Raw genomic sequence first — 18,847 nt, 5'->3', positions numbered from 1 at the left:
CTAACCAATAACGCGCATAATCGATCTCATAAGATTATCCAACTCGTAAGGTTTGGTCAGATAATCAATCGCACCGCTTTTAACAGCTTCAAGGGCAACGGCAAGATCATCCACACCTGTAAGCATTATCGCCCGAGCGTTCGTTTTCCGCTTTTTCATTTCCTTCAATACTTCAAGTCCGTTCAACCGCGGCATCCTGATATCTAGTAACACAACATCATACGACTTTTGTTTCATCATATCTAAGGCCGTATCACCATCGTCTGCGGTGTCGACATTAAAACCTTCCTGACTTAATTGATTCTGCACTAAAAACCGTAATTGATCTTCGTCATCAACATATAAGATAGAATAATTCTTGACCATCAAATCCCTCAAGTTTGTTTTCATTAATTCATTTTTTAGTTTTAAGAACTATGTTCTGTCGCAGTTGGGAAGTGGTGCGCTGTCTTTTCCCACTTAAGCTCTTTCTTCCTCAAGGCTGCTTTTGTAAATTGATATAACGCTCTGCCTGTTGCGCTGAAATTAATAATATTTGAAATCGGCAATCTGAAAATACTTAATATTGCCGCCCAGATTCCATATACGCGTCGTACAGTAACAAACCGATGCATAATTCGCCAGATCATCAATAGACTATCGATGACCACAAGGTCCCACAATATTGTTCCTTTAGTAACAATAGGTGGCAGTTGTCGATATGCCGCAAAACCTAAACGTATCGCTTCGTAAGATATTAAATATAGAATTACAATGTAAGCGAAGAAATTAATTATATTCGCAATTACCGCTTTTCTATCACGATAAAGAACAAATCTGAATTTTGCATCTCCCCGCCAACCGATTGTTTGCCATGATTGCAGGCATATACCGGTAATCCACCTGCTTTTCTGTCTTATTGAAGCGCTCATTGAATGTGGGAAATATCCGCGGGTAGCACAATCGATACCGAATGGTTTATATGTAAATAAAAGATTCGCCCGCCCAAGCGCGAGTCGCAACGCGAGATCATAATCTTCAGTAAGAGCGCTCGTACGGAAAATGTTCTTCGCGAACGAGGTACCAACAAATTCGATAATCCACCTATTGAATGCAGTGCCAACACCGGCCGAGGGAACAAATCCGCTGAAATGCTGTCGAACAAATAAATCTTTGGTATGGTATTCTGCAAATTCATCGGCATAGGTCCAGTGAACAAGATTCAAATGACTAGTATCCAGCGGAAATACAGGCATCTGCACCATATCATATTCCGGAATAAGCGCATTATGAATTTTCAATGATAGAGGATGAATGACATCTTCAGAATCGTGCATGACAATGATATCATATCTTACGCCGGTTTTGTTTTCCCACTTTATCATTCCGGCATGAATACCATTCAAATTATCCGCTTTTGTTGTTGGCCCAGGTTTATCAGCCACTACCGCATGAACATTCGGATATTGCTTGCTTACCAATTCAACTCTTGATATTGTTCCGGGATCGTTCGGATAAACTCCCACAAAAATATCGTAATTCTTATATTGAATTGTTCGGCATGCATTCAACAACATTTTATCAATAACATCTTGCTCGTGCCATGCAGGCACGAAGATCGCGATTGTTTTTTCTTCTAATTGATAAAGTTTTTCCGGGGTTTCGTACCGAAATTTATTGAATTTCTTTTTCATCAACCAGTGATGGAACCAATAATATAGATCTACAAAAATATCATCGAAACCACTGATGAAAAGGAATGTGGCAACAATAAATGTTGCCATGTACAAAGAATCGTACGACGACCTGAATATTTGTACTAGCCAATCGCCCATATATTAAAAGATATGATCATAAATAATAAAGAGACGAAAACCGCCGAAATATTTTGAGAAATCTGAGGGACGGGCAATATTCCCTAAATATGTGCCCCGATAATATTCTGCCATCACGTATAAATCCCATTTATAAAACGGCAGAATACGTAAACCGATCGCGGCATCTATTTGATTATTATAAAATTCCCGTTCCGAATCTTTTACATACATAGACCTTAAATATAAATCGGCGGCAGTATAAGACATTTCAAAAATTCGCACACCGGCCCTACCCTGAAGATAGCCGATGACATTTTTATAACGGGAATAATAACCGACCGATGAATAGACATCTAACAACGGTTCTAATGTAACTTTCGGATCGGTATGAAATTCAAAATCCGGATAGATTCCATTTCCATATATTGCCAGTACCCTAAAATCTTCACTCCAGCGCGACACTCCGCTATCCTGCTGTATTATATCATATGCAATCCCTAATTGAGTTCTTAATTCTAATCCTGTTAACGGTTTTACGCCTATACCAACTCCGCCCACAATTGCGTTATCGGAAAATATCTCGGGTACTTCGCCAAGCTTCGATTTTCCGTCCGCCGCCAGAGATAAAAATCCGTAACCAAAAATTGTCCTCTTGGAATTGAAATAATATCCACGCTCCGCATCGAAGTTATAGAATATTGTTTCCCAGCGTGTATCATAAAAAGGTGCTGCATAAATACGGGAATACCATCTGCTTGGTTCATCTGGAATTACCGTCACAGAGGCAGAAGTAATCGCAGCCAACTGCTCATCAGCACTCTTTTTAATAAACAGATCTTGACTCTCCGTTAGCTCACGCAAGATTGTTACCGCTTTGTCTTCATGGCCGTTGGTTAGTTGGATAAATGCCATCTGTAATTTAATAGTATCGGATGATTGTATGGCTTCCGCTTTTTCAAATTCTTTTAACGCTCGCTCAGGTTTATTATTATCGCTGTAGAGATATCCAAGCTGTCTGCGTAATGCTAAATCATTAGGTGAAATCGTCAGTGCCTGTTCGAATAACTGCTCTGCCCTATCGGGATTGCTTTGCATTATGGCGTAACCTTCATTAACCAGTATCGCCAATGAATCGGTAGGAACTTGAGCTATCGCCTGATGCTGATAAATACTTACAGCTAATAATAAGTGAAAAATAATGATATATTTTGACGTTTTTTTATCTGTTTTAATCATATACTTTCTTTTGTATCAAAAATAAATCGAATATCGGGCAACCAATCAATAAAATCGAATGAAAATACAAAAATTCCATCCTCTAAACAAGTATTGAATTTCATCAAAGTTAATGAATTGGAACTAAAATACCTATTTCTTAAAGGACCGGAAGTGATATGTATCATCCGGGAAAACAATCTCCAATTATGGATATCTTATCCTATTTGCTTCTAACTTTGAAAATTCATAAAATGCCAATCATTAATTATTCCTGTTTGATGACAACATTTATAGAAAGATAATATTATGAACGAAACAGTCCTCGATAAATTTCTTCGATATGTCAAGATAGATACACAATCCAGCGAAGAATCTGAATCGTATCCGAGCACTTCCAAACAACTAAATCTTTTAAATCTGCTTGTTGAAGAATTGAAAACTTTAGGTCTGAAAGATGCACGGATAGATAAATACGGATATGTTATGGGAACAGTGCCTTCAAATGTACCGCATAAAGTTCCGGCTATCGGATTCATCGCACATGTAGATACATCACCATCTGCAAGCGGTGAAAATGTAAAACCACAGGTGATTAAGTATCAAGGCGGAGATGTTGTATTGCCCGGTGACAAGTCAATTGTAATCACTGAAGCTGAAAATCCTGAATTGAAACATTGCATCGGTAAAACAATAATCACATCTGATGGTACAACTCTGCTGGGTGCAGATAACAAAGCAGGTATTGCAATCATAATGACGGCAGTTCAGCAACTCCTCAATAATCCCAAAATTCCTCACGGTGATATTAAAATTGGATTCACACCTGATGAAGAGATTGGAGCAGGGACAAAATTTTTCGATTTAAAATCTTTCGGCGCTGACTTCGCATACACAGTTGATGGCGACACTGCCGGAGAATTAAACAAGGAAACCTTCAGCGCAAACTCTGCGACCATAACCGTGCACGGAAGAAACATACATCCCGGTTTTGCAAAAAATATTATGGTGAATTCGATTAGAACAATGGCAGACATCATAATTCGAACACCGAAAGATATGGCACCTGAAACAACTGAAGGTTACGAGCCATATATCCATCCGCACATTTTAAAAGGTGAAGAAGAAAAAACAACTCTCAATTTCCTATTCCGGGATTTTAAGACCGAAGGATTGGATAAACAGAAAAAGATATTAGAAAAGATAATCGAAGAAGTGAAACCACTTCATCCTAAAACCAGAATAGAGTTGGAGATAAAAGAATCGTATCGCAATATGCGTGAAGGTGTTGATAAAGACCCGCGTGTAACTGAATATTTATGGGAAGCAACAAAGCGCTCCGGGCTTGAACCAAAATGGGTTCCAATCCGCGGTGGCACAGACGGCTCACGGCTTACAGCAATGGGCCTCCCCTGTCCGAATATTTTCACAGGAGGAAAAAACTTCCACGGCAAAACCGAGTGGGCTTCACTTGACGGTATGGAGAAATCGATTGAAACAGTTGTAAACCTTGTGCAGGTGTGGGTAGAGAAGAGTAAAAAATGAACTGGTGATAAATCTGGTTCAAAGTTGATATAACAAAAATTTGATATTGTATCTGGAGGAGAAGCTAATGAGTTCTACAACACTGATACCAATTGAAAGAATCGAACAGCAAATCTTCTTGATCCGTGGGCAAAAGGCAATGTTAGATTCTCACCTCGCGTTGCTGTACGGTGTATCTACTAAACGGCTTAATGAACAAGTTAGAAGGAACATTAGTCGATTCCCCGAAGATTTTATGTTCCAACTTACACCAGAAGAATATATATTTTTGAGGTCGCAAATTGCGACCTCAAAATCTGGCAGCGGTGGGAGACGTTATCTTCCACTTGCTTTTACTGAACAAGGCGTAGCGATGCTTTCGACTGTTTTAAACAGTGAAAGAGCTATCCAAGTCAACATTGCTATCATGAGGGCATTCGTAAAGTTAAGACAGATCCTTGCAACTCACAAAGACTTAGCACATAAGCTCGAAGAACTTGAGCGAAAGTTTGAAACACACGACATACAAATTAAATCGGTCTTTGAAGCAATTCGGCAATTGATGACTCCGCCAGAAAAACCAAAACGTCAAATTGGATTTATAGTTGAAGAACCTAAGAGCAGATATACAATTAAACGCAAAAGAATTTGATTTGCTTAATATTTTTTTTTAACTTCATCTACATAATTATTATCGGGCAAACAGTGCCGATATACACAATATTCACAACAGGAGAATCTAATGGAACATCAAACCAATACAACTAGCGGTCTTCCTGATAATGCTTATAAAGAACTGAAAGAGGGAGAAGCGTATTACCCTCTTATGGATCCGGCAAAACCATACCCCGAAGTTACGGGATGGTCTGTTGGGTGGGGACTTGTTATGGCAGTCCTATTCTCAGCCGCCGCGGCTTATTCCGGTTTAAAGATCGGACAGGTTTTTGAAGCGGCAATTCCAATCGCGATTTTAGCAGTCGGACTATCTGCTGCATTTAAAAAACCGAATGCCCTCGGACAAAATGTTATCATCCAATCAATCGGCGCTTGTTCAGGTGTTATCGTTGCCGGAGCTATCTTTACAATTCCCGCATTGTACATCCTCAATCTCGATGCAAGCTTTTGGCAGATGTTTATGGCATCTGCTCTCGGTGGATTCCTCGGCATTTTGTTCCTGATTCCATTCAGAAAATATTTTGTAAAAGATATGCACGGAAAATTTCCGTTTCCTGAAGCTACCGCGACAACTGAAATATTAGTTGCAGGTGAAAAAGGCGGCAAACAAGCCGGTGTTTTAGTTGTAGCAGGATTACTCGGTGGTTTTTTTGATTTTGCTTTCAGCGCGTTCGGATGGTGGTCGGAAGTTGTCACTTCGCGAATGTTTCATTATGGAGAAGTAGTTGCCGACAAATTAAAAGTTGTTGCAAAGCTGAATGTTTCAGCAATGGTGTTTGGTTTAGGATACATTGTCGGTTTGAAATACTCTGCAATCATCGCTGCCGGTTCGTTTTTATCATGGTTCGTTCTTATTCCACTTTTCTATGAAATTGGTCAGCATCTTACCACTCCTCTTGGAGCGACCGCTACAAAATTAATTGCCGATATGAGTGCTGAAGAAATTTTTAGAACATACGTCCGACAAATCGGTATCGGTGGAATTGCCATGGCAGGAATTGTTGGGATTCTCCGCTCTTCAAAAATTATCGGCGGCGCATTCAAGTTAGCTTATAATGAAATCTTGCATAAAAAATCCGGAGACAGCGATGAAACAATTCGCTGGCAAACAGATTTGCGAATGAATTTCATCGTCATAATGATTTTATTAACAGCTTTGATGCTTTTTGTCTTCTTCTATGCCGGTGTGGTTTTTAACTTCACACATGCATTAGTCGGATTATTGATAGTAATTATAATTTCATTCTTATTCACAACTGTTGCAGCAAATGCAATAGCTATTGTTGGTACCAATCCTGTTTCCGGTATGACATTGATGACGCTGATTCTTTCATCGTTCGTTCTTGTAAGAATTGGACTATCAGGAACCTCGGGAATGATTTCTGCACTGATCATAGGCGGTGTTGTTTGCACAGCACTTTCCGTCGCAGGTGGTTTTATTACAGATCTGAAAATTGGTTACTGGTTGGGTTCAACTCCAAAGAAACAAGAAACCTGGAAATTTTTAGGCGTATTGGTTTCAGCGGCAACAGTTGGTGGAGTTGTAATGATATTGAACAAAACATACGGCTTCACTGGTCCCAATGCGATGGTTGCACCACAGGCAAACGCAATGGCGGCTGTGATACAACCGTTGATGTCCGCAACACCGGCACCATGGATATTGTATCTTGTAGGTGCTATTATCGCTTTAATTTTAGTGATGATAAAAATACCACCCCTTGCATTCGCACTCGGAATGTACATTCCGCAAGAGTTGAATGTTCCGCTCGTGTTCGGCGGACTTGTAGCATGGTGGGTGACTTCGCGATCCAAGAATGAAAAACTTAACAACGCTCGCTTCTCGCGCGGAACCCTCATCGCTTCCGGATTCATTGCAGGCGGCGCTCTGTTTGGTGTGTTTAATGCATTTTTGAGATTTTCGGATCAAATGCTCATTGAAAGATTCCAGCTTGATCTCGGAATTTCCAATTGGTACCTCGCTCATTGGGCAGAGAGTGCAAATGGTGAAATACTTGGATTGATCATGTTCGCACTTCTCTTCATATACATGGTATGGGATTCAATGCGCGCGAAGGAAGATTAAACCAACAGCGTAATAATTTTTAGATTTGAATGCGGCTCTTAACCGAGCCGCATATATTCGTTTCAAAATATCCGTCTCCCCGGCGCCGAGAAATTGTTAAACTTCTTAGGAGCGATGGAAGAGTATGCGATATTCTATATTTTTGTTTCTAACTCTTTTTTGTTCTGAGTTAAAAGGACAAATCAGTCAATTTCCTTATCTTCAAAATTTCGATTCTGTTACACCGCCTGTTCTGCCAATTCAATGGACAACAACAACGAATAAATCAGTAACAGGAGATTTCATAACGACAAAATCATCTCCTTATTCCGATTCAAACGCGGCGATTAGCACAAACTCCACCATAAGCCAAGCGTTGATCTCGCCTTTGATCGATTTTTCAAACAAAGAGGCCGACAGTCTAAAATTTTACGAGCGAAGATCGAGCAGCCATAATTCCGGTTTATTGATCGAAGCATCCACTAACGGAGGAATAACATTCGATATCCCGATTAGCGATACATTGAAAAATCCCGGAACAACATCGTACGTCCTTAGAAAATTTAGACTCTCTCCTTCACTAAATAATCAAAGCAATATAAAATTTCGATGGCGAGTTATCGGCAATGGAACCGGCACATCCGGTACAATTCGTTTTGACGATGTACTGATAACTGCGTTATACAACACGGATATATCTATTGACTACATAAACATCTTTCCCACTTTTCCGATTATTGGAGATTCCGTAGTCGTTCAGGCAATTTTGAAAAATTCCGGTTTACAACCGGTGCAAAATATTTCGGTCGATTTCTATGAAGATAAAAATCACGACTCGCTCCCTCAACCAGATGAAGTATTTTCATCGGCATCAACCCAAAAATTACTTCAACCCGCTGAAACAACAGCAGTTCAAGCCATCTTAATTCAACCCTTGTTTGGAAAAGAATGGATATTTATCAATGCGATTCTAACTGGAGATCAGAATCTTTCCAATAATCTTAAGAAATATACTTTATCCGTCGGTATACCACCATCCTCCGTCGTAGTGAATGAAATAATGTTCGCTCCTGATAGTCCTGGGCCGGAATGGGTGGAGTTGTATAATAATTATTCGGATACGGTTGATTTGAATGGTTGGAAGATCAGCAACCGATACTCATCAACGAAACATCTTATCACGAATCAAAATATTCAGATCCCTCCGAACGCTTACTGCGTTTTGACGAAGGACCTAAATTTATTCGCTGCAGTTCATCCGGATATTTCTGCAACAACTTTGCAAATCAATTCGTTACCGACATATTTTTTAAATAATACGGGTGATGCAGTAGTTCTTTTTGATGACCGGGGGGCGATAATGGATAGCGTTTATTATTTCCCATCCTGGAACGATTCAGTAGGGAATTCTTTAGAGAGAATCGAACCCGAGGTTGGATCTACTGATTCCACAAATTGGGGATCATCGAAAGATTCAGTTGGCAGTACTCCCGGTCTTCAAAACTATCTTACTCCTTTAGAATACGATCTTTGCATCGTGAATGCGTACGCCATTGATACGACGACAATCAGAGTCGTTGTTCGGAATGCCGGGCATCAAATAGCTCAGAATTTTTCCGTCTCCCTTTACTTCGATTCGAATGGCGATTCGATTGCCGATGCCTCAGAACTAATCTCATCACATCAAATAATTTCACCATTGATTTTTAAAGATTCCTTGGCGATCGATTTTACATGGAATAATCTACCTCCCGGTAAAAAGATTCTCATATCCATTATCGATTACCCTCTCGATATGAGACTGACTGATAATACGATCTTTTTCGAGATAAAGAATCGCTTCGGAAAGAACGTCATCGCTATTAATGAAATCATGTACCAACCGAAAACCGGCGATGCTGAATATGTTGAGCTTTTTAATAACGGAACCGACCTCGTTGATCTTTCTGAATGGAGACTAACAGATTTTAAAGACACAAATTCATCGAGCAAATATGTCATTAGTAATTCGTCGTTCGTCATCGGTAGCGGAGAATTTTTAGTAATCGCTTTTGATTCATCGATCTACAATCGATTCTCTTATCTTCGAGATTCAAATTATAACGTGATTATTAAAGATGGATGCTTAAGCTTGAATAATGACGGTGACGAAATTATTCTTTCAGATTTGACCGGAGAAATAATCGACAGTGTTCATTATTTCCCCTGGTGGCACAACTCCGATATCGAAGATGTTGAAGGTAGATCGTTAGAGAGAATCAATCCAAATCTTTCAAGCCACGATCGAAGAAACTGGAGTACAAGCGCAAACTCTTTAGGCGGATCGCCTTCATTTCAAAATAGTTTATTTACGGTCACTGTCCCGGATAACAGTTCAATTTCTTTCACTCCCAATCCTTTCTCACCCGACGGTGATGGATACGAGGATGTAACAATAATTCATTATGAATTACATTCATCAACAGCGACGATTCGAGTGAGAATTTACGATTTGACCGGAAGGTTGGTGCGGACACTCGCTGAAAATGAACCAAGCGGTTCGCGGGGAGATATCATCTGGAACGGATATAATGACAACAAAAATAGAGTCCGCATTGGGATTTATATTGTTCTCCTGGAAGCATTAGATAGTTTTGGTAGCACACTTTCGAATGTGAAATCGCCCCTTGTTGTCGCGACCAAAATGTAATTATGTCAATATTAATTGACCGTTGATGTTTGATTGTTAAACTCATTCTTCTTAAATTGGCACGAGGAACAATTTAAATTATCAAGGAGAAGAGATGAAAAAACCACTTATTGGAATTATAATGGGGAGTAAATCGGATTTGCCGATAATGGCAGAAGCCGCGGAAATGCTGGAAAATTTCGGGATCCCGTTCGAAATTACAATCGCGTCGGCTCACCGCACACCGGAACGTGCCGCTCAATATGCAACGACCGCTCAGAAGCGCGGGATCAAAGCAATCATCGCGGGCGCAGGAGGTGCAGCACATTTGCCCGGTGTCATCGCATCTATGACCACCCTGCCCATAATCGGTGTTCCGATCAAATCGACGAATTCTATCGATGGTTGGGATTCGATATTATCGATCTTACAGATGCCGTCGGGAATTCCGGTTGCAACTGTAGCATTGAACGGAGCGCAAAATGCCGCCATACTAGCCGCACAAATTATCGCACATTGCGATTCTAAAGTTGCAGTCAAACTGAAAGAATTTAAAAAATCTTTAAAGAAAAAAGTAGAGCAAAATATACATGAACTCGAGAAAGTTGACTACAAAGAATTCCTGAAGAAACCCGGCAAGTGAATGAATAGCCGAGTAATGGATTGTTGGAATGATTCAAGTTATTAAAGGATGATTATGATTAGTCATGTGAAATTTATAAGTGTACCGGTTTCGGATTATGACAGGGCTCTAAAGTTTTACTCGGAAAAATTGGGGTTCACGTTAATTACAGATCAGAAATTCAACGATGATTCACGATGGATCGAAATGCAGGTAGGCAAATCTGAGACTAAAGTAGTATTATTCACTCCGACGGGTCACGAAAACCGGATCGGCACTTCCATGAACATGGCATTTACGTGCGCGGATGTGAATACTACATATGAGGAATTAAAATTACGCGGCGTTGAATTTAAAGTCCCCCCCACTACTGCACCTTGGGGAACTTATGCCCAGTTTGTCGATTCCGAAGGAAATATTTTCGTGCTTTCATCCACTTAAATTATATTTTTAATTTTACTTTTATCTTTTAATTTTTAACTTTTAATTGATCCCATGTCAATAATATCGATCAATCCTGCAACCGGTGAAATTCTAAAAACTTTCAATCCACTTTCTCCCGAGGAGTTAGAGGTTAAGATATCTCTCGCCGAAAATATTTTCCAGAAATATAAAAATATATCTTTTCAAGAACGTACCGCGATGATGAACAAAGCCGCCGATATTCTTGAAGAAGAGAAAACCATATTCGGTGGAATTATGACAACCGAAATGGGTAAGCCATTATGGTCGGCAGCCGAAGAAGCGGCAAAATGCGCCTGGGTATGCAGATATTACGCAGAGAAGGCGGAACATTTTTTAGCCGATGAATTAGTGCAAACTACCGCATCGAAAAGTTACATAAAATATCAACCACTTGGAATTATACTCGCAGTAATGCCATGGAATTTTCCTTTTTGGCAAGTGTTCCGATTTGCGGCACCTGCCCTGATGGCGGGAAATGTTGGATTACTTAAACATGCATCAAATGTGCCTCAATGCGCGCTCGCAATAGAAGATATTTTCAGGCGAGCGGGCTTTCCGGATGAAACTTTTCAATCACTCCTGATCGGTTCCGATAAAGTTTCAAGAATAATTGAAGATGATAGAATTAAAGCTATAACATTAACAGGCAGCGAACCGGCAGGTCGTTCAGTTGCGAGCATTGCCGGTAAAGCAATCAAGAAAACGGTTCTTGAATTAGGCGGAAGCGATCCTTTTATTGTAATGCCGAGCTCGAATATCGAGGAAGCAGCAAGAATCGCAGTGAGAGCCAGGACAATTAATAACGGACAATCTTGCATAGCTGCAAAGCGGTTCATTGTGCACAATAAAATTTACAAAGAATTCACATCTCTTTTTATCGAAGAGACGGAAAAATTAAAAGTATCCGATCCTATGTTAGATGATTGCGATATCGGTCCCCTCGCGACACCTGCTCTTTTAAATGAACTGGAAGAACAAGTTGATACGAGCGTTAAAATGGGCGCGCGTATTCTTACGGGTGGTCATCGCATAGACAGACCCGGAAATTATTATGAGCCTACTATCATCACGAATATTCCGAAAGATTCGCCGGCACATTCACAAGAATTATTCGGTCCGGTTGCTTCATTATTCAAAGTGAATAACATAAATGAAGCAATAAAACTCGCAAACGATTCACCGTTCGGTTTGGGAGCGAGCGCATGGACTAAAATCGCTTCAGAAAAACAGCAATTCATCGATGAGCTTCAAACCGGATCGGTATTCATAAACGGAATGGTTGTTTCCGATCCCCGATTACCGTTTGGAGGAGTGAAGAACTCCGGATACGGGCGCGAATTAAGTGCTTTTGGAATACGAGAATTTGTGAATATCAAAACAGTTTGGATAAAATAATTTTGTTAAGGATTATATGAAAAAATATATTGCACTTACAATAATCTTTACATTAACAATACCTTTTTACATTCTTGCACAACAATCAGATTCACTTTCGGCTGAACAGAAGTTATGGCTTACAAAATCATTCCGCACAGAAAAAGCCGGATGGATATATCTTCATCTGGAAGGTAACGCGCAGGAGCGTGGTTTCCAGCATGGTTATCTTCTTGCGAAGGAAATTAATGAGGCGATTCAAACTCGCGTAAAAGTCTGGAACTATCAAACCGCGATGGATTGGTTGTGGCTCGTTCGAAAAGCTGGTGAAATGTTCACACCAAAAGTTGATTCCGAACTTGTTGATGAAATTAATGGTATGGTTGATGGCATGAAAGCCGCAAAATATTTTGTCACGCGGGATGAATTGATTACGCTGAACGGCTTTTTTGAACTGGCATGGTATTGGTGGCCAACAGTAAAAGATTCAATCAGCCCAAATGCCGTTGAACCGAAAAAACAATCGTGCAGTTCTTTTATTGCGACTGGTAGTATGACAATCGATGGCAAAATTGTGCTTGGACATAATTCTATGGTCGGTTTCCCTGAATCAGATTGCAATATTGTTCTCGACATTCTTCCCGATAGCGGACATAGAATATTAATGCAAACCTTCACCGGCTGGATTCACAGCGGGACAGATTTTTTTGTCACAGATGCCGGACTTGTAGGATCTGAAACTACGATAGGCGGATTCTTTCCTTTCGATACCAGCGGAGTTCCTGAATTTTCCCGCATGAGACACGCGACTCAGTATGCAAACAACATAGAAGAGTGGTGTGAGATCATGAAGAATAATAACAATGGCGGCTACGCGAATGCATGGCTGCTCGGCGATATTAAGACAAATGAAATTGCCCGCTTGGAACTCGGTTTGAAATGTGTTGGATTTGAGAAGAAGACCGATGGATATTTCACCGGATCAAATATCGCGGAAGATTTAAAACTTCTCCGCTTCGAAACACACGCCGATAATACGAACATAAAATATTCATCAATTGCTCGGCGAGTCAGATGGAATCAACTTATGAAAGAGTATAAAGGAAAAATCAATCTCGAAACTGCGAAACTGTTTGAAGCCGATCATTTCGACACATATTTGAAGATGAATAATCCCGGCGGGCGCTCTCTATGCGGACATGATGAACTCGATCCGCGATACTCCAGCGACGGTACTCCGTACGATGCCGGTGGCTCAATTGACGGAAAAGTTTTAGATGCGACTATAGCTAAAGAAATGTCGTTTGCTGGCAGATGGGGTTCTTCTTGCGGAACTCCATTTGATGCAAAAAAATATCTGGAAGTGCATCCGCAATTCGGTTGGATGAGTGGACTTATTAAAGATCGACCCTCTCAGCCATGGGTTGTTTTTAAATCAGGAGATAAATAAATTAAGGTCATATAAGGAATTGGAATTAGAATTGATGCTCCTTAATCAATATTCAAACTAAATTATCTACATCATGGAGGTATATATGATTTGGATAAACTCAATAGTCACAATTAGCTTTTTATCTCTGTTATCGTTCCTTCGCGGATGTGATTGGATGCAGCAACCCATAGAGTTACTTCCATCACCGGAGAATAGAATTTATTTCAATTCCTTTGAATCATCGTCCGACACAATCGGTTGGAAGGGTTGGATGGAATTTAGAAACGATGCACCTCGTTTCGGCGGAAAACAATCCGCCTATGTTTCCGGTGGTTGTCTTGTTCCACATACATCTTATCAGCTTCCATCAAGCAGTCATGATAGAAAGTTGGTATTACGATGTTGGGGGAAAAATCTAGAAATCGGTGGGGTTGTAGAATTAGAGGCAGTACCTGAGGTTTTCATTCCGGAGAATCCAAAAAATTATATTTTTGTAGTCATATCGGATACAATCTGGAAATCATATAGATCTGAATCTATCCTGTATTGTCCGGCAAATTCTAAATTAGTTCTATCGATGAGTTCAGGTGGATATATTCCGAGTGCCATGCTTGTTGATTTGCTGGAAATAATTGAAGTTAAATAATATTCATTCCAGATATTTTTGACCGGCATGAGAATTTCGAATTTAATTTCTAATAAAATAAAATGAACACTAAATCGGTCGGATTCATTTTAGGTATCTTATCGTTCATCATCATACTTATTTTACCTACACTAGATATATTTCTGACGACAGGCCAACGACTCATAGCAGAACAGCAAATATTTCTCGATCCACAATTACTCGCCAGATCAATGCAATCGGTTCTCGCTGTTCTTACTCTGATGATAATTTGGTGGATAACAGAGCCAATACCAATCCCCGCCACGGCACTGCTGCCCGCTGTATTATTTCCAATTTTAAAAATCACCGGCTTGCATGGCGATAACCTCTATGAATTCAATTTTCTTCGCACATTGCTTAATTACGCGAATCCTGTTATTTATCTTTTCCTTGGCGGATTCCTCCTTGCAGGTGCTATGCAAAAATGGAAATTGGACAGACGACTTACGTTATATATCCTCACCCGTGGAAATCTCGCTGACAATACAAAAAGCATATTGCTCGGTATCATGATTACGACAGCATTCATATCGATGTGGATTTCGAATACCGCGACCGCCGCGATGATGCTTCCGTTAGGATTGGGTGTCCTTTCGTTTATCGGTGTGAAACCGGGCGAGTCACGATTCGGGACATCACTCATGCTGGGAATTGCATGGTCTGCTTCCATCGGTGGTGTTGGTACAGTCATTGGCACACCACCGAATGGGATCGCGCTCGCGATTCTCAATTCAACGTTCGCGAACGATCCCGGATACAGACAAATATCATTTTTGGATTGGATGAAATTTGGTATCCCTTATGTTATTCTGGCAATACCGGTAGCATGGTTCGTACTCATAAAAATATTTCCCGCCGAAATTGATAAACTCGCAGGAGGGAAAGAGCAACTCCGGAAAGAACAATCGTTACTCGGGAAACTTTCCTCCGGCGAGAAACGAACCATTGCCGTTGTTTTGCTGGCAGTATTTCTCTGGATTTCAAATCCTTTTTGGAAGTACATATTTCCGGTATGGCTGCAAACACAGTTGCTCTGGTTAGACGAGTATTTGATTGGATTATTCTGCGGCGTTCTTCTTTTCTTGATTCCCGTAAAATTGAAAGAAGGACAGTTCCTTCTCGAATGGCACGATACAAAATTTGTTGATTGGGGAACATTGATATTATTTGGCGGAGGTATAGCGCTTTCGGATGCGATGTTTAAAACCGGACTTGCCACATGGATAGCAACCTCATTTATCGGAATTTTCGGGACACCATCAACTCTTTTACTGATGATAATAATTATATTTTTAATAGATTTCCTGACCGAAGTTACATCCAATACGGCTGTAACATCGATGATGGTCCCGATTGTCATTTCGATTGCGCTGACTACCGGAGAAAATCCCGTTGCTCTTTCAATTGCCGTAGCCGTGGCATCATCGATGGGGTTTATGCTTCCTGTTGCCACGCCTCCGAACGCGCTTGTGTACGGTACTGGTTACGTCAAGTTGAAAGATATGATTAAAGCCGGTTTTGTTTTAGATATTTTGGGTTGGATAATCACCATATTCGTTCTTGTGGTGATAAGTCAACTTTTGTTTGGTGTGTTTTAAAACGAAGTATTTTGAAAGTGTTTTCGTTTGTGTGTCAATTTGTTGTGATTAGACCACTCTATTAACAACAAATTTTAGTTTATTCGTACCTATCAAGCTTAAACTTTTCGCCCAGATACAATCTCCGCGCTTCGGGATCGTTGGCAAGTGTTTCTGCCGATCCTGATTTTATTATCTTTCCCTCGAATAACAAATACGAGCGGTCGGTTATTGAAAGCGTTTCGTGAACATTATGATCGGTGACGAGAACTCCGATGCCGCGGTTCTTCAAACCCTGAACGATGCGCATAATATCTTCAACTGCTATCGGATCGATACCGGCAAATGGTTCGTCTAACAAAATAAATTTCGGTTTTGTTGCCAGAGCGCGTGCAATTTCGGTCCTGCGCCTCTCTCCGCCCGATAACATATAACCTTTGCTTTTGGCAATATTGTTCAATCCAAAATCGTCAATCAGTTGCTGACATCTTTCTTCCCGTTCTTTCTTACCGATACCCATTAACTCGAGCACGGCAGTGATATTATCCTGCACCGATAATTTTCTGAAGACCGATGCTTCCTGCGAAAGATATCCAATACCCATTCTCGCGCGCTTGTACATCGGCTCCGATGTAATCTCTGAACCGTTGTAAAACACTTTTCCATCTGTCGGCTTTATCATCCCGACGATCATATAGAATGTTGTAGTTTTCCCCGCGCCATTGGGACCAAGCAAGCCCACCACTTCACCCTGACGCACTTCAACATTTACATTATTAACAACGTACCGTTTCTTGTAACGTTTGAAAAGCCCCTCGGATCGCAAGACGCTTCCGTTCATAACGTCTCGTGGTTGAGTTTCGGGAGTATTTTCAATTTGCTGATTCATTATCGGATAATATACAGTTTATTTCACGATGTTAAAAATATCGGGAGAATTCATTTCTTTTTCCAATTGAATTCTGGCAGGTTGTAGTCTGCTTCATTTCCTTTGATCATTTTCTCCGGATAATATTTCCCTTCGACACCGGATAATGCTTTTATCTTATCTATCTTACCTTCTTTAAAGAGCACAATGATTTCATCTCCCGTTGTTACATTCATCCCGTTTGGTTTACCGTTATCGAAAAGATAATACAAACTTGTGGCTGTTGTGATAACATTGATTCGATTCACTTTATCATCGACGAACCGAAGAATAATTTCCTGCCCGGTCATTTGATTAAATCTTTCGGTATAAACGGTATCGGCACGGGAGATTGCCACTGCCCTTCCGCGCACATACGCCGTCTCTAATTTCCTCTTCTTTAACTTCAGAAATATCGACTCGCCTGTAATCTGGTTGTCTTCATTCTTTCCGGTTTCATACCAAATGCAGGGTGCTCTTGTCATGAAAATACTATCGGCTTCTGTAAAATATAGCGTCAATCCTGCCTCGCCCGAAACAGTGCCGCGAGTGATACGAACGCTATCGGTGGCGATAAGCCGCTCAACGCTGTCCTGATACGATTCGAGCGTTGATGCGGTTACAATCAGTGTATCGGTTTCGCCTTTCGATGTTGTGTCGATCTGAATCAGTCGCGGATTTCCGGTCATCTTGCTGTATTGTCTTTTCTTATCATTCTCGAAATGAGTTCCGAATATCGTTAAACGGTTTCGTCGATTGTTAATTTTTACATTCCCATCCGCAACAGATTTTTCAGCCGAACGATAATATGTAAGCTCATCCGATGTTAAAACAGAAGAAGTATCTTCAACATAAACGTTTCCCCTGAAATATGCTTTCTTTTCTTCTGCAAAATATTTACCATACGATGCCTGCAAATGTGTTGTAGGATCTTCAAGCAATACCCGATCAAACATCTCTCCGACTTTCTCCTTCTGATAATACGCGCCGCGCATCCCAACAAGCCGCATCGTATCATCTTTTATCTGAACAACCCCTTCCATCTCAAATTTGTTCGACGATAAATATTGAATTGCGCGGTCGCATGTTACAACAGTTGAACCGTGTCTCAATTTTACATTGCCGATAAGTTGACGGGCTTTCTCTCCATTGATCTCTGTTCCCACCAGACTATCGGCATGTTCAATAACCACAACGCTGTCTTTTTCCTGCGATCGAACATGAGCGAAGAAACTTAAAATTATGGTGATGATAAAAAACGGAGAAATATTATTTTTCATTCGTCTTGGCTTTGCCGGTTACTTTAAAAATTGTGTAATGCTTTAAACTCTTATCTGATTCGAAACCGTGTCCCTGTATCTGTTCGGTAGGTGAGGTAATCTCAACATACGCGTTAGTATGAACTTTTTGTGTAGTGTTAGACCAATACAGATGTTCGGTTCGAAGCACCGTTCCACTATCGGATTTAACCACAACATCTTCATGGACCTCGAAGTCATGCGTAATATCGTTCACGGTTCCCCGCTCTGCGGTCAAGATTGATGTATGGTGTTGTTGATCATCGAAAAAGTCGACAATGACCAATGAATCGAGTTCTGTGGTTTTTCTATCGGAGTACATACGGATATGACCTGCGCGCAGTTTCCCCGTCACCTTCCCGGAATCTGTGAATGTTATATTCGCGTTCCAGCTTTCCTGACTTGGTACATCATAACCTAATCCAACTGGTGTGATAGGTGGTTTAACTTTTGATTCGCAACCATAAATAATGAAAGAAATTAGAATTAACACAACAAACAATGTGGCGAAAGGATTGAGAAGATATAATTTTTTAATTTTGATTTTTTCCTTTTGCATTGA

At 40.5% G+C, this 18,847-nt stretch carries 16 protein-coding genes; 10 read left to right on the top strand and 6 right to left on the bottom strand.

Features of this window, described 5'->3' with window-relative positions; genetic code table 11:
- Genes HZB59_05385 through HZB59_05375 form a run of 3 tightly spaced genes read right to left on the bottom strand, consistent with a single transcriptional unit; the run spans position 1 to position 3,032 of the window.
- Entirely contained in the window at positions 1-390 is a 390-nt protein-coding gene (locus HZB59_05385; protein ID MBI5020850.1) for a response regulator, read from the bottom strand.
- Positions 391-407: 17 nt separating this feature from the next.
- A complete protein-coding gene (gene nrfB, locus HZB59_05380) occupies positions 408-1,814 on the bottom strand; it encodes a phage adsorption protein NrfB (protein ID MBI5020849.1) in 1,407 nt (468 codons plus the stop codon).
- A gap of 3 nt (positions 1,815-1,817) precedes the next feature.
- Positions 1,818-3,032: a tetratricopeptide repeat protein gene (locus HZB59_05375; GenBank protein ID MBI5020848.1), complete on the bottom strand. Its 1,215-nt coding sequence runs from the start codon at positions 3,030-3,032 to the stop codon at positions 1,818-1,820.
- A gap of 288 nt (positions 3,033-3,320) precedes the next feature.
- Here HZB59_05375 and pepT point away from each other — a divergent pair, with 288 nt between their 5' ends.
- The 10 genes from pepT to HZB59_05325 all read left to right on the top strand — a co-directional run bounded on the left by pepT (position 3,321) and on the right by HZB59_05325 (position 16,101).
- Positions 3,321-4,556 (top strand): peptidase T, encoded by a 1,236-nt coding sequence (gene pepT / locus HZB59_05370; protein ID MBI5020847.1) that lies wholly within the window; start codon positions 3,321-3,323, stop codon positions 4,554-4,556.
- Between the two features lie 67 nt (positions 4,557-4,623).
- Positions 4,624-5,187 (top strand): ORF6N domain-containing protein, encoded by a 564-nt coding sequence (locus HZB59_05365; GenBank protein MBI5020846.1) that lies wholly within the window; start codon positions 4,624-4,626, stop codon positions 5,185-5,187.
- A 90-nt stretch (positions 5,188-5,277) separates the two neighbouring features.
- On the top strand, positions 5,278-7,296 hold the full coding sequence (locus tag HZB59_05360; GenBank protein ID MBI5020845.1) for an oligopeptide transporter, OPT family: 2,019 nt from the start codon (positions 5,278-5,280) through the stop codon (positions 7,294-7,296).
- 124 nt (positions 7,297-7,420) lie between these two features.
- Positions 7,421-9,964, top strand: coding sequence for a lamin tail domain-containing protein (locus tag HZB59_05355; GenBank protein MBI5020844.1), 2,544 nt, complete (start codon positions 7,421-7,423; stop codon positions 9,962-9,964).
- 94 nt (positions 9,965-10,058) lie between these two features.
- Entirely contained in the window at positions 10,059-10,586 is a 528-nt protein-coding gene (gene purE, locus HZB59_05350; GenBank protein MBI5020843.1) for a 5-(carboxyamino)imidazole ribonucleotide mutase, read from the top strand.
- Between the two features lie 54 nt (positions 10,587-10,640).
- A complete protein-coding gene (locus HZB59_05345; protein MBI5020842.1) occupies positions 10,641-11,006 on the top strand; it encodes a VOC family protein in 366 nt (121 codons plus the stop codon).
- A 54-nt stretch (positions 11,007-11,060) separates the two neighbouring features.
- Positions 11,061-12,425 carry an NAD-dependent succinate-semialdehyde dehydrogenase gene (locus HZB59_05340; protein ID MBI5020841.1) on the top strand — a complete coding sequence of 455 codons (1,365 nt, stop codon included), beginning with the start codon at positions 11,061-11,063 and terminating at the stop codon, positions 12,423-12,425.
- A gap of 16 nt (positions 12,426-12,441) precedes the next feature.
- Positions 12,442-13,854 (top strand): phospholipase, encoded by a 1,413-nt coding sequence (locus HZB59_05335; protein MBI5020840.1) that lies wholly within the window; start codon positions 12,442-12,444, stop codon positions 13,852-13,854.
- A gap of 85 nt (positions 13,855-13,939) precedes the next feature.
- On the top strand, positions 13,940-14,482 hold the full coding sequence (locus tag HZB59_05330) for a hypothetical protein (protein MBI5020839.1): 543 nt from the start codon (positions 13,940-13,942) through the stop codon (positions 14,480-14,482).
- Between the two features lie 62 nt (positions 14,483-14,544).
- Positions 14,545-16,101, top strand: coding sequence for a DASS family sodium-coupled anion symporter (locus HZB59_05325; GenBank protein MBI5020838.1), 1,557 nt, complete (start codon positions 14,545-14,547; stop codon positions 16,099-16,101).
- A 79-nt stretch (positions 16,102-16,180) separates the two neighbouring features.
- Here the strand turns inward: HZB59_05325 and lptB are convergent, their stop codons facing one another.
- The 3 genes from lptB to lptC all read right to left on the bottom strand — a co-directional run bounded on the left by lptB (position 16,181) and on the right by lptC (position 18,844).
- A complete protein-coding gene (lptB, locus tag HZB59_05320) occupies positions 16,181-16,921 on the bottom strand; it encodes an LPS export ABC transporter ATP-binding protein (GenBank protein MBI5020837.1) in 741 nt (246 codons plus the stop codon).
- 98 nt (positions 16,922-17,019) lie between these two features.
- Positions 17,020-18,267 carry a hypothetical protein gene (locus HZB59_05315; protein ID MBI5020836.1) on the bottom strand — a complete coding sequence of 416 codons (1,248 nt, stop codon included), beginning with the start codon at positions 18,265-18,267 and terminating at the stop codon, positions 17,020-17,022.
- A complete protein-coding gene (lptC, locus tag HZB59_05310) occupies positions 18,257-18,844 on the bottom strand; it encodes an LPS export ABC transporter periplasmic protein LptC (protein MBI5020835.1) in 588 nt (195 codons plus the stop codon). The genes HZB59_05315 and lptC overlap by 11 nt, the downstream gene beginning before the upstream one ends.
- Between the last annotated feature and the right edge of the window lie 3 nt (positions 18,845-18,847).

It is taken from the genome of Ignavibacteriales bacterium (assembly GCA_016214905.1).
GTDB lineage: Bacteria > Bacteroidota > Ignavibacteria > UBA10030 > SZUA-254 > PNNN01.
Note: the sequence above shows the minus strand (reverse complement) of the source record. Positions and strands in the feature narration are given on the sequence as shown.

Bases quoted from the DNA above. Each gene is read 5' to 3' on its own strand.
- HZB59_05385 (MBI5020850.1), bottom strand. From the start codon at position 390: ATGAAAACAAACTTGAGGGATTTGATGGTCAAGAATTATTCTATCTTA.
- nrfB (MBI5020849.1), bottom strand. From the start codon at position 1,814: ATGGGCGATTGGCTAGTACAAATATTCAGGTCGTCGTACGATTCTTTG.
- HZB59_05375 (MBI5020848.1), bottom strand. From the start codon at position 3,032: ATGATTAAAACAGATAAAAAAACGTCAAAATATATCATTATTTTTCAC.
- pepT (MBI5020847.1), top strand. From the start codon at position 3,321: ATGAACGAAACAGTCCTCGATAAATTTCTTCGATATGTCAAGATAGAT.
- HZB59_05365 (MBI5020846.1), top strand. From the start codon at position 4,624: ATGAGTTCTACAACACTGATACCAATTGAAAGAATCGAACAGCAAATC.
- HZB59_05360 (MBI5020845.1), top strand. From the start codon at position 5,278: ATGGAACATCAAACCAATACAACTAGCGGTCTTCCTGATAATGCTTAT.
- HZB59_05355 (MBI5020844.1), top strand. From the start codon at position 7,421: ATGCGATATTCTATATTTTTGTTTCTAACTCTTTTTTGTTCTGAGTTA.
- purE (MBI5020843.1), top strand. From the start codon at position 10,059: ATGAAAAAACCACTTATTGGAATTATAATGGGGAGTAAATCGGATTTG.
- HZB59_05345 (MBI5020842.1), top strand. From the start codon at position 10,641: ATGATTAGTCATGTGAAATTTATAAGTGTACCGGTTTCGGATTATGAC.
- HZB59_05340 (MBI5020841.1), top strand. From the start codon at position 11,061: ATGTCAATAATATCGATCAATCCTGCAACCGGTGAAATTCTAAAAACT.
- HZB59_05335 (MBI5020840.1), top strand. From the start codon at position 12,442: ATGAAAAAATATATTGCACTTACAATAATCTTTACATTAACAATACCT.
- HZB59_05330 (MBI5020839.1), top strand. From the start codon at position 13,940: ATGATTTGGATAAACTCAATAGTCACAATTAGCTTTTTATCTCTGTTA.
- HZB59_05325 (MBI5020838.1), top strand. From the start codon at position 14,545: ATGAACACTAAATCGGTCGGATTCATTTTAGGTATCTTATCGTTCATC.
- lptB (MBI5020837.1), bottom strand. From the start codon at position 16,921: ATGAACGGAAGCGTCTTGCGATCCGAGGGGCTTTTCAAACGTTACAAG.
- HZB59_05315 (MBI5020836.1), bottom strand. From the start codon at position 18,267: ATGAAAAATAATATTTCTCCGTTTTTTATCATCACCATAATTTTAAGT.
- lptC (MBI5020835.1), bottom strand. From the start codon at position 18,844: ATGCAAAAGGAAAAAATCAAAATTAAAAAATTATATCTTCTCAATCCT.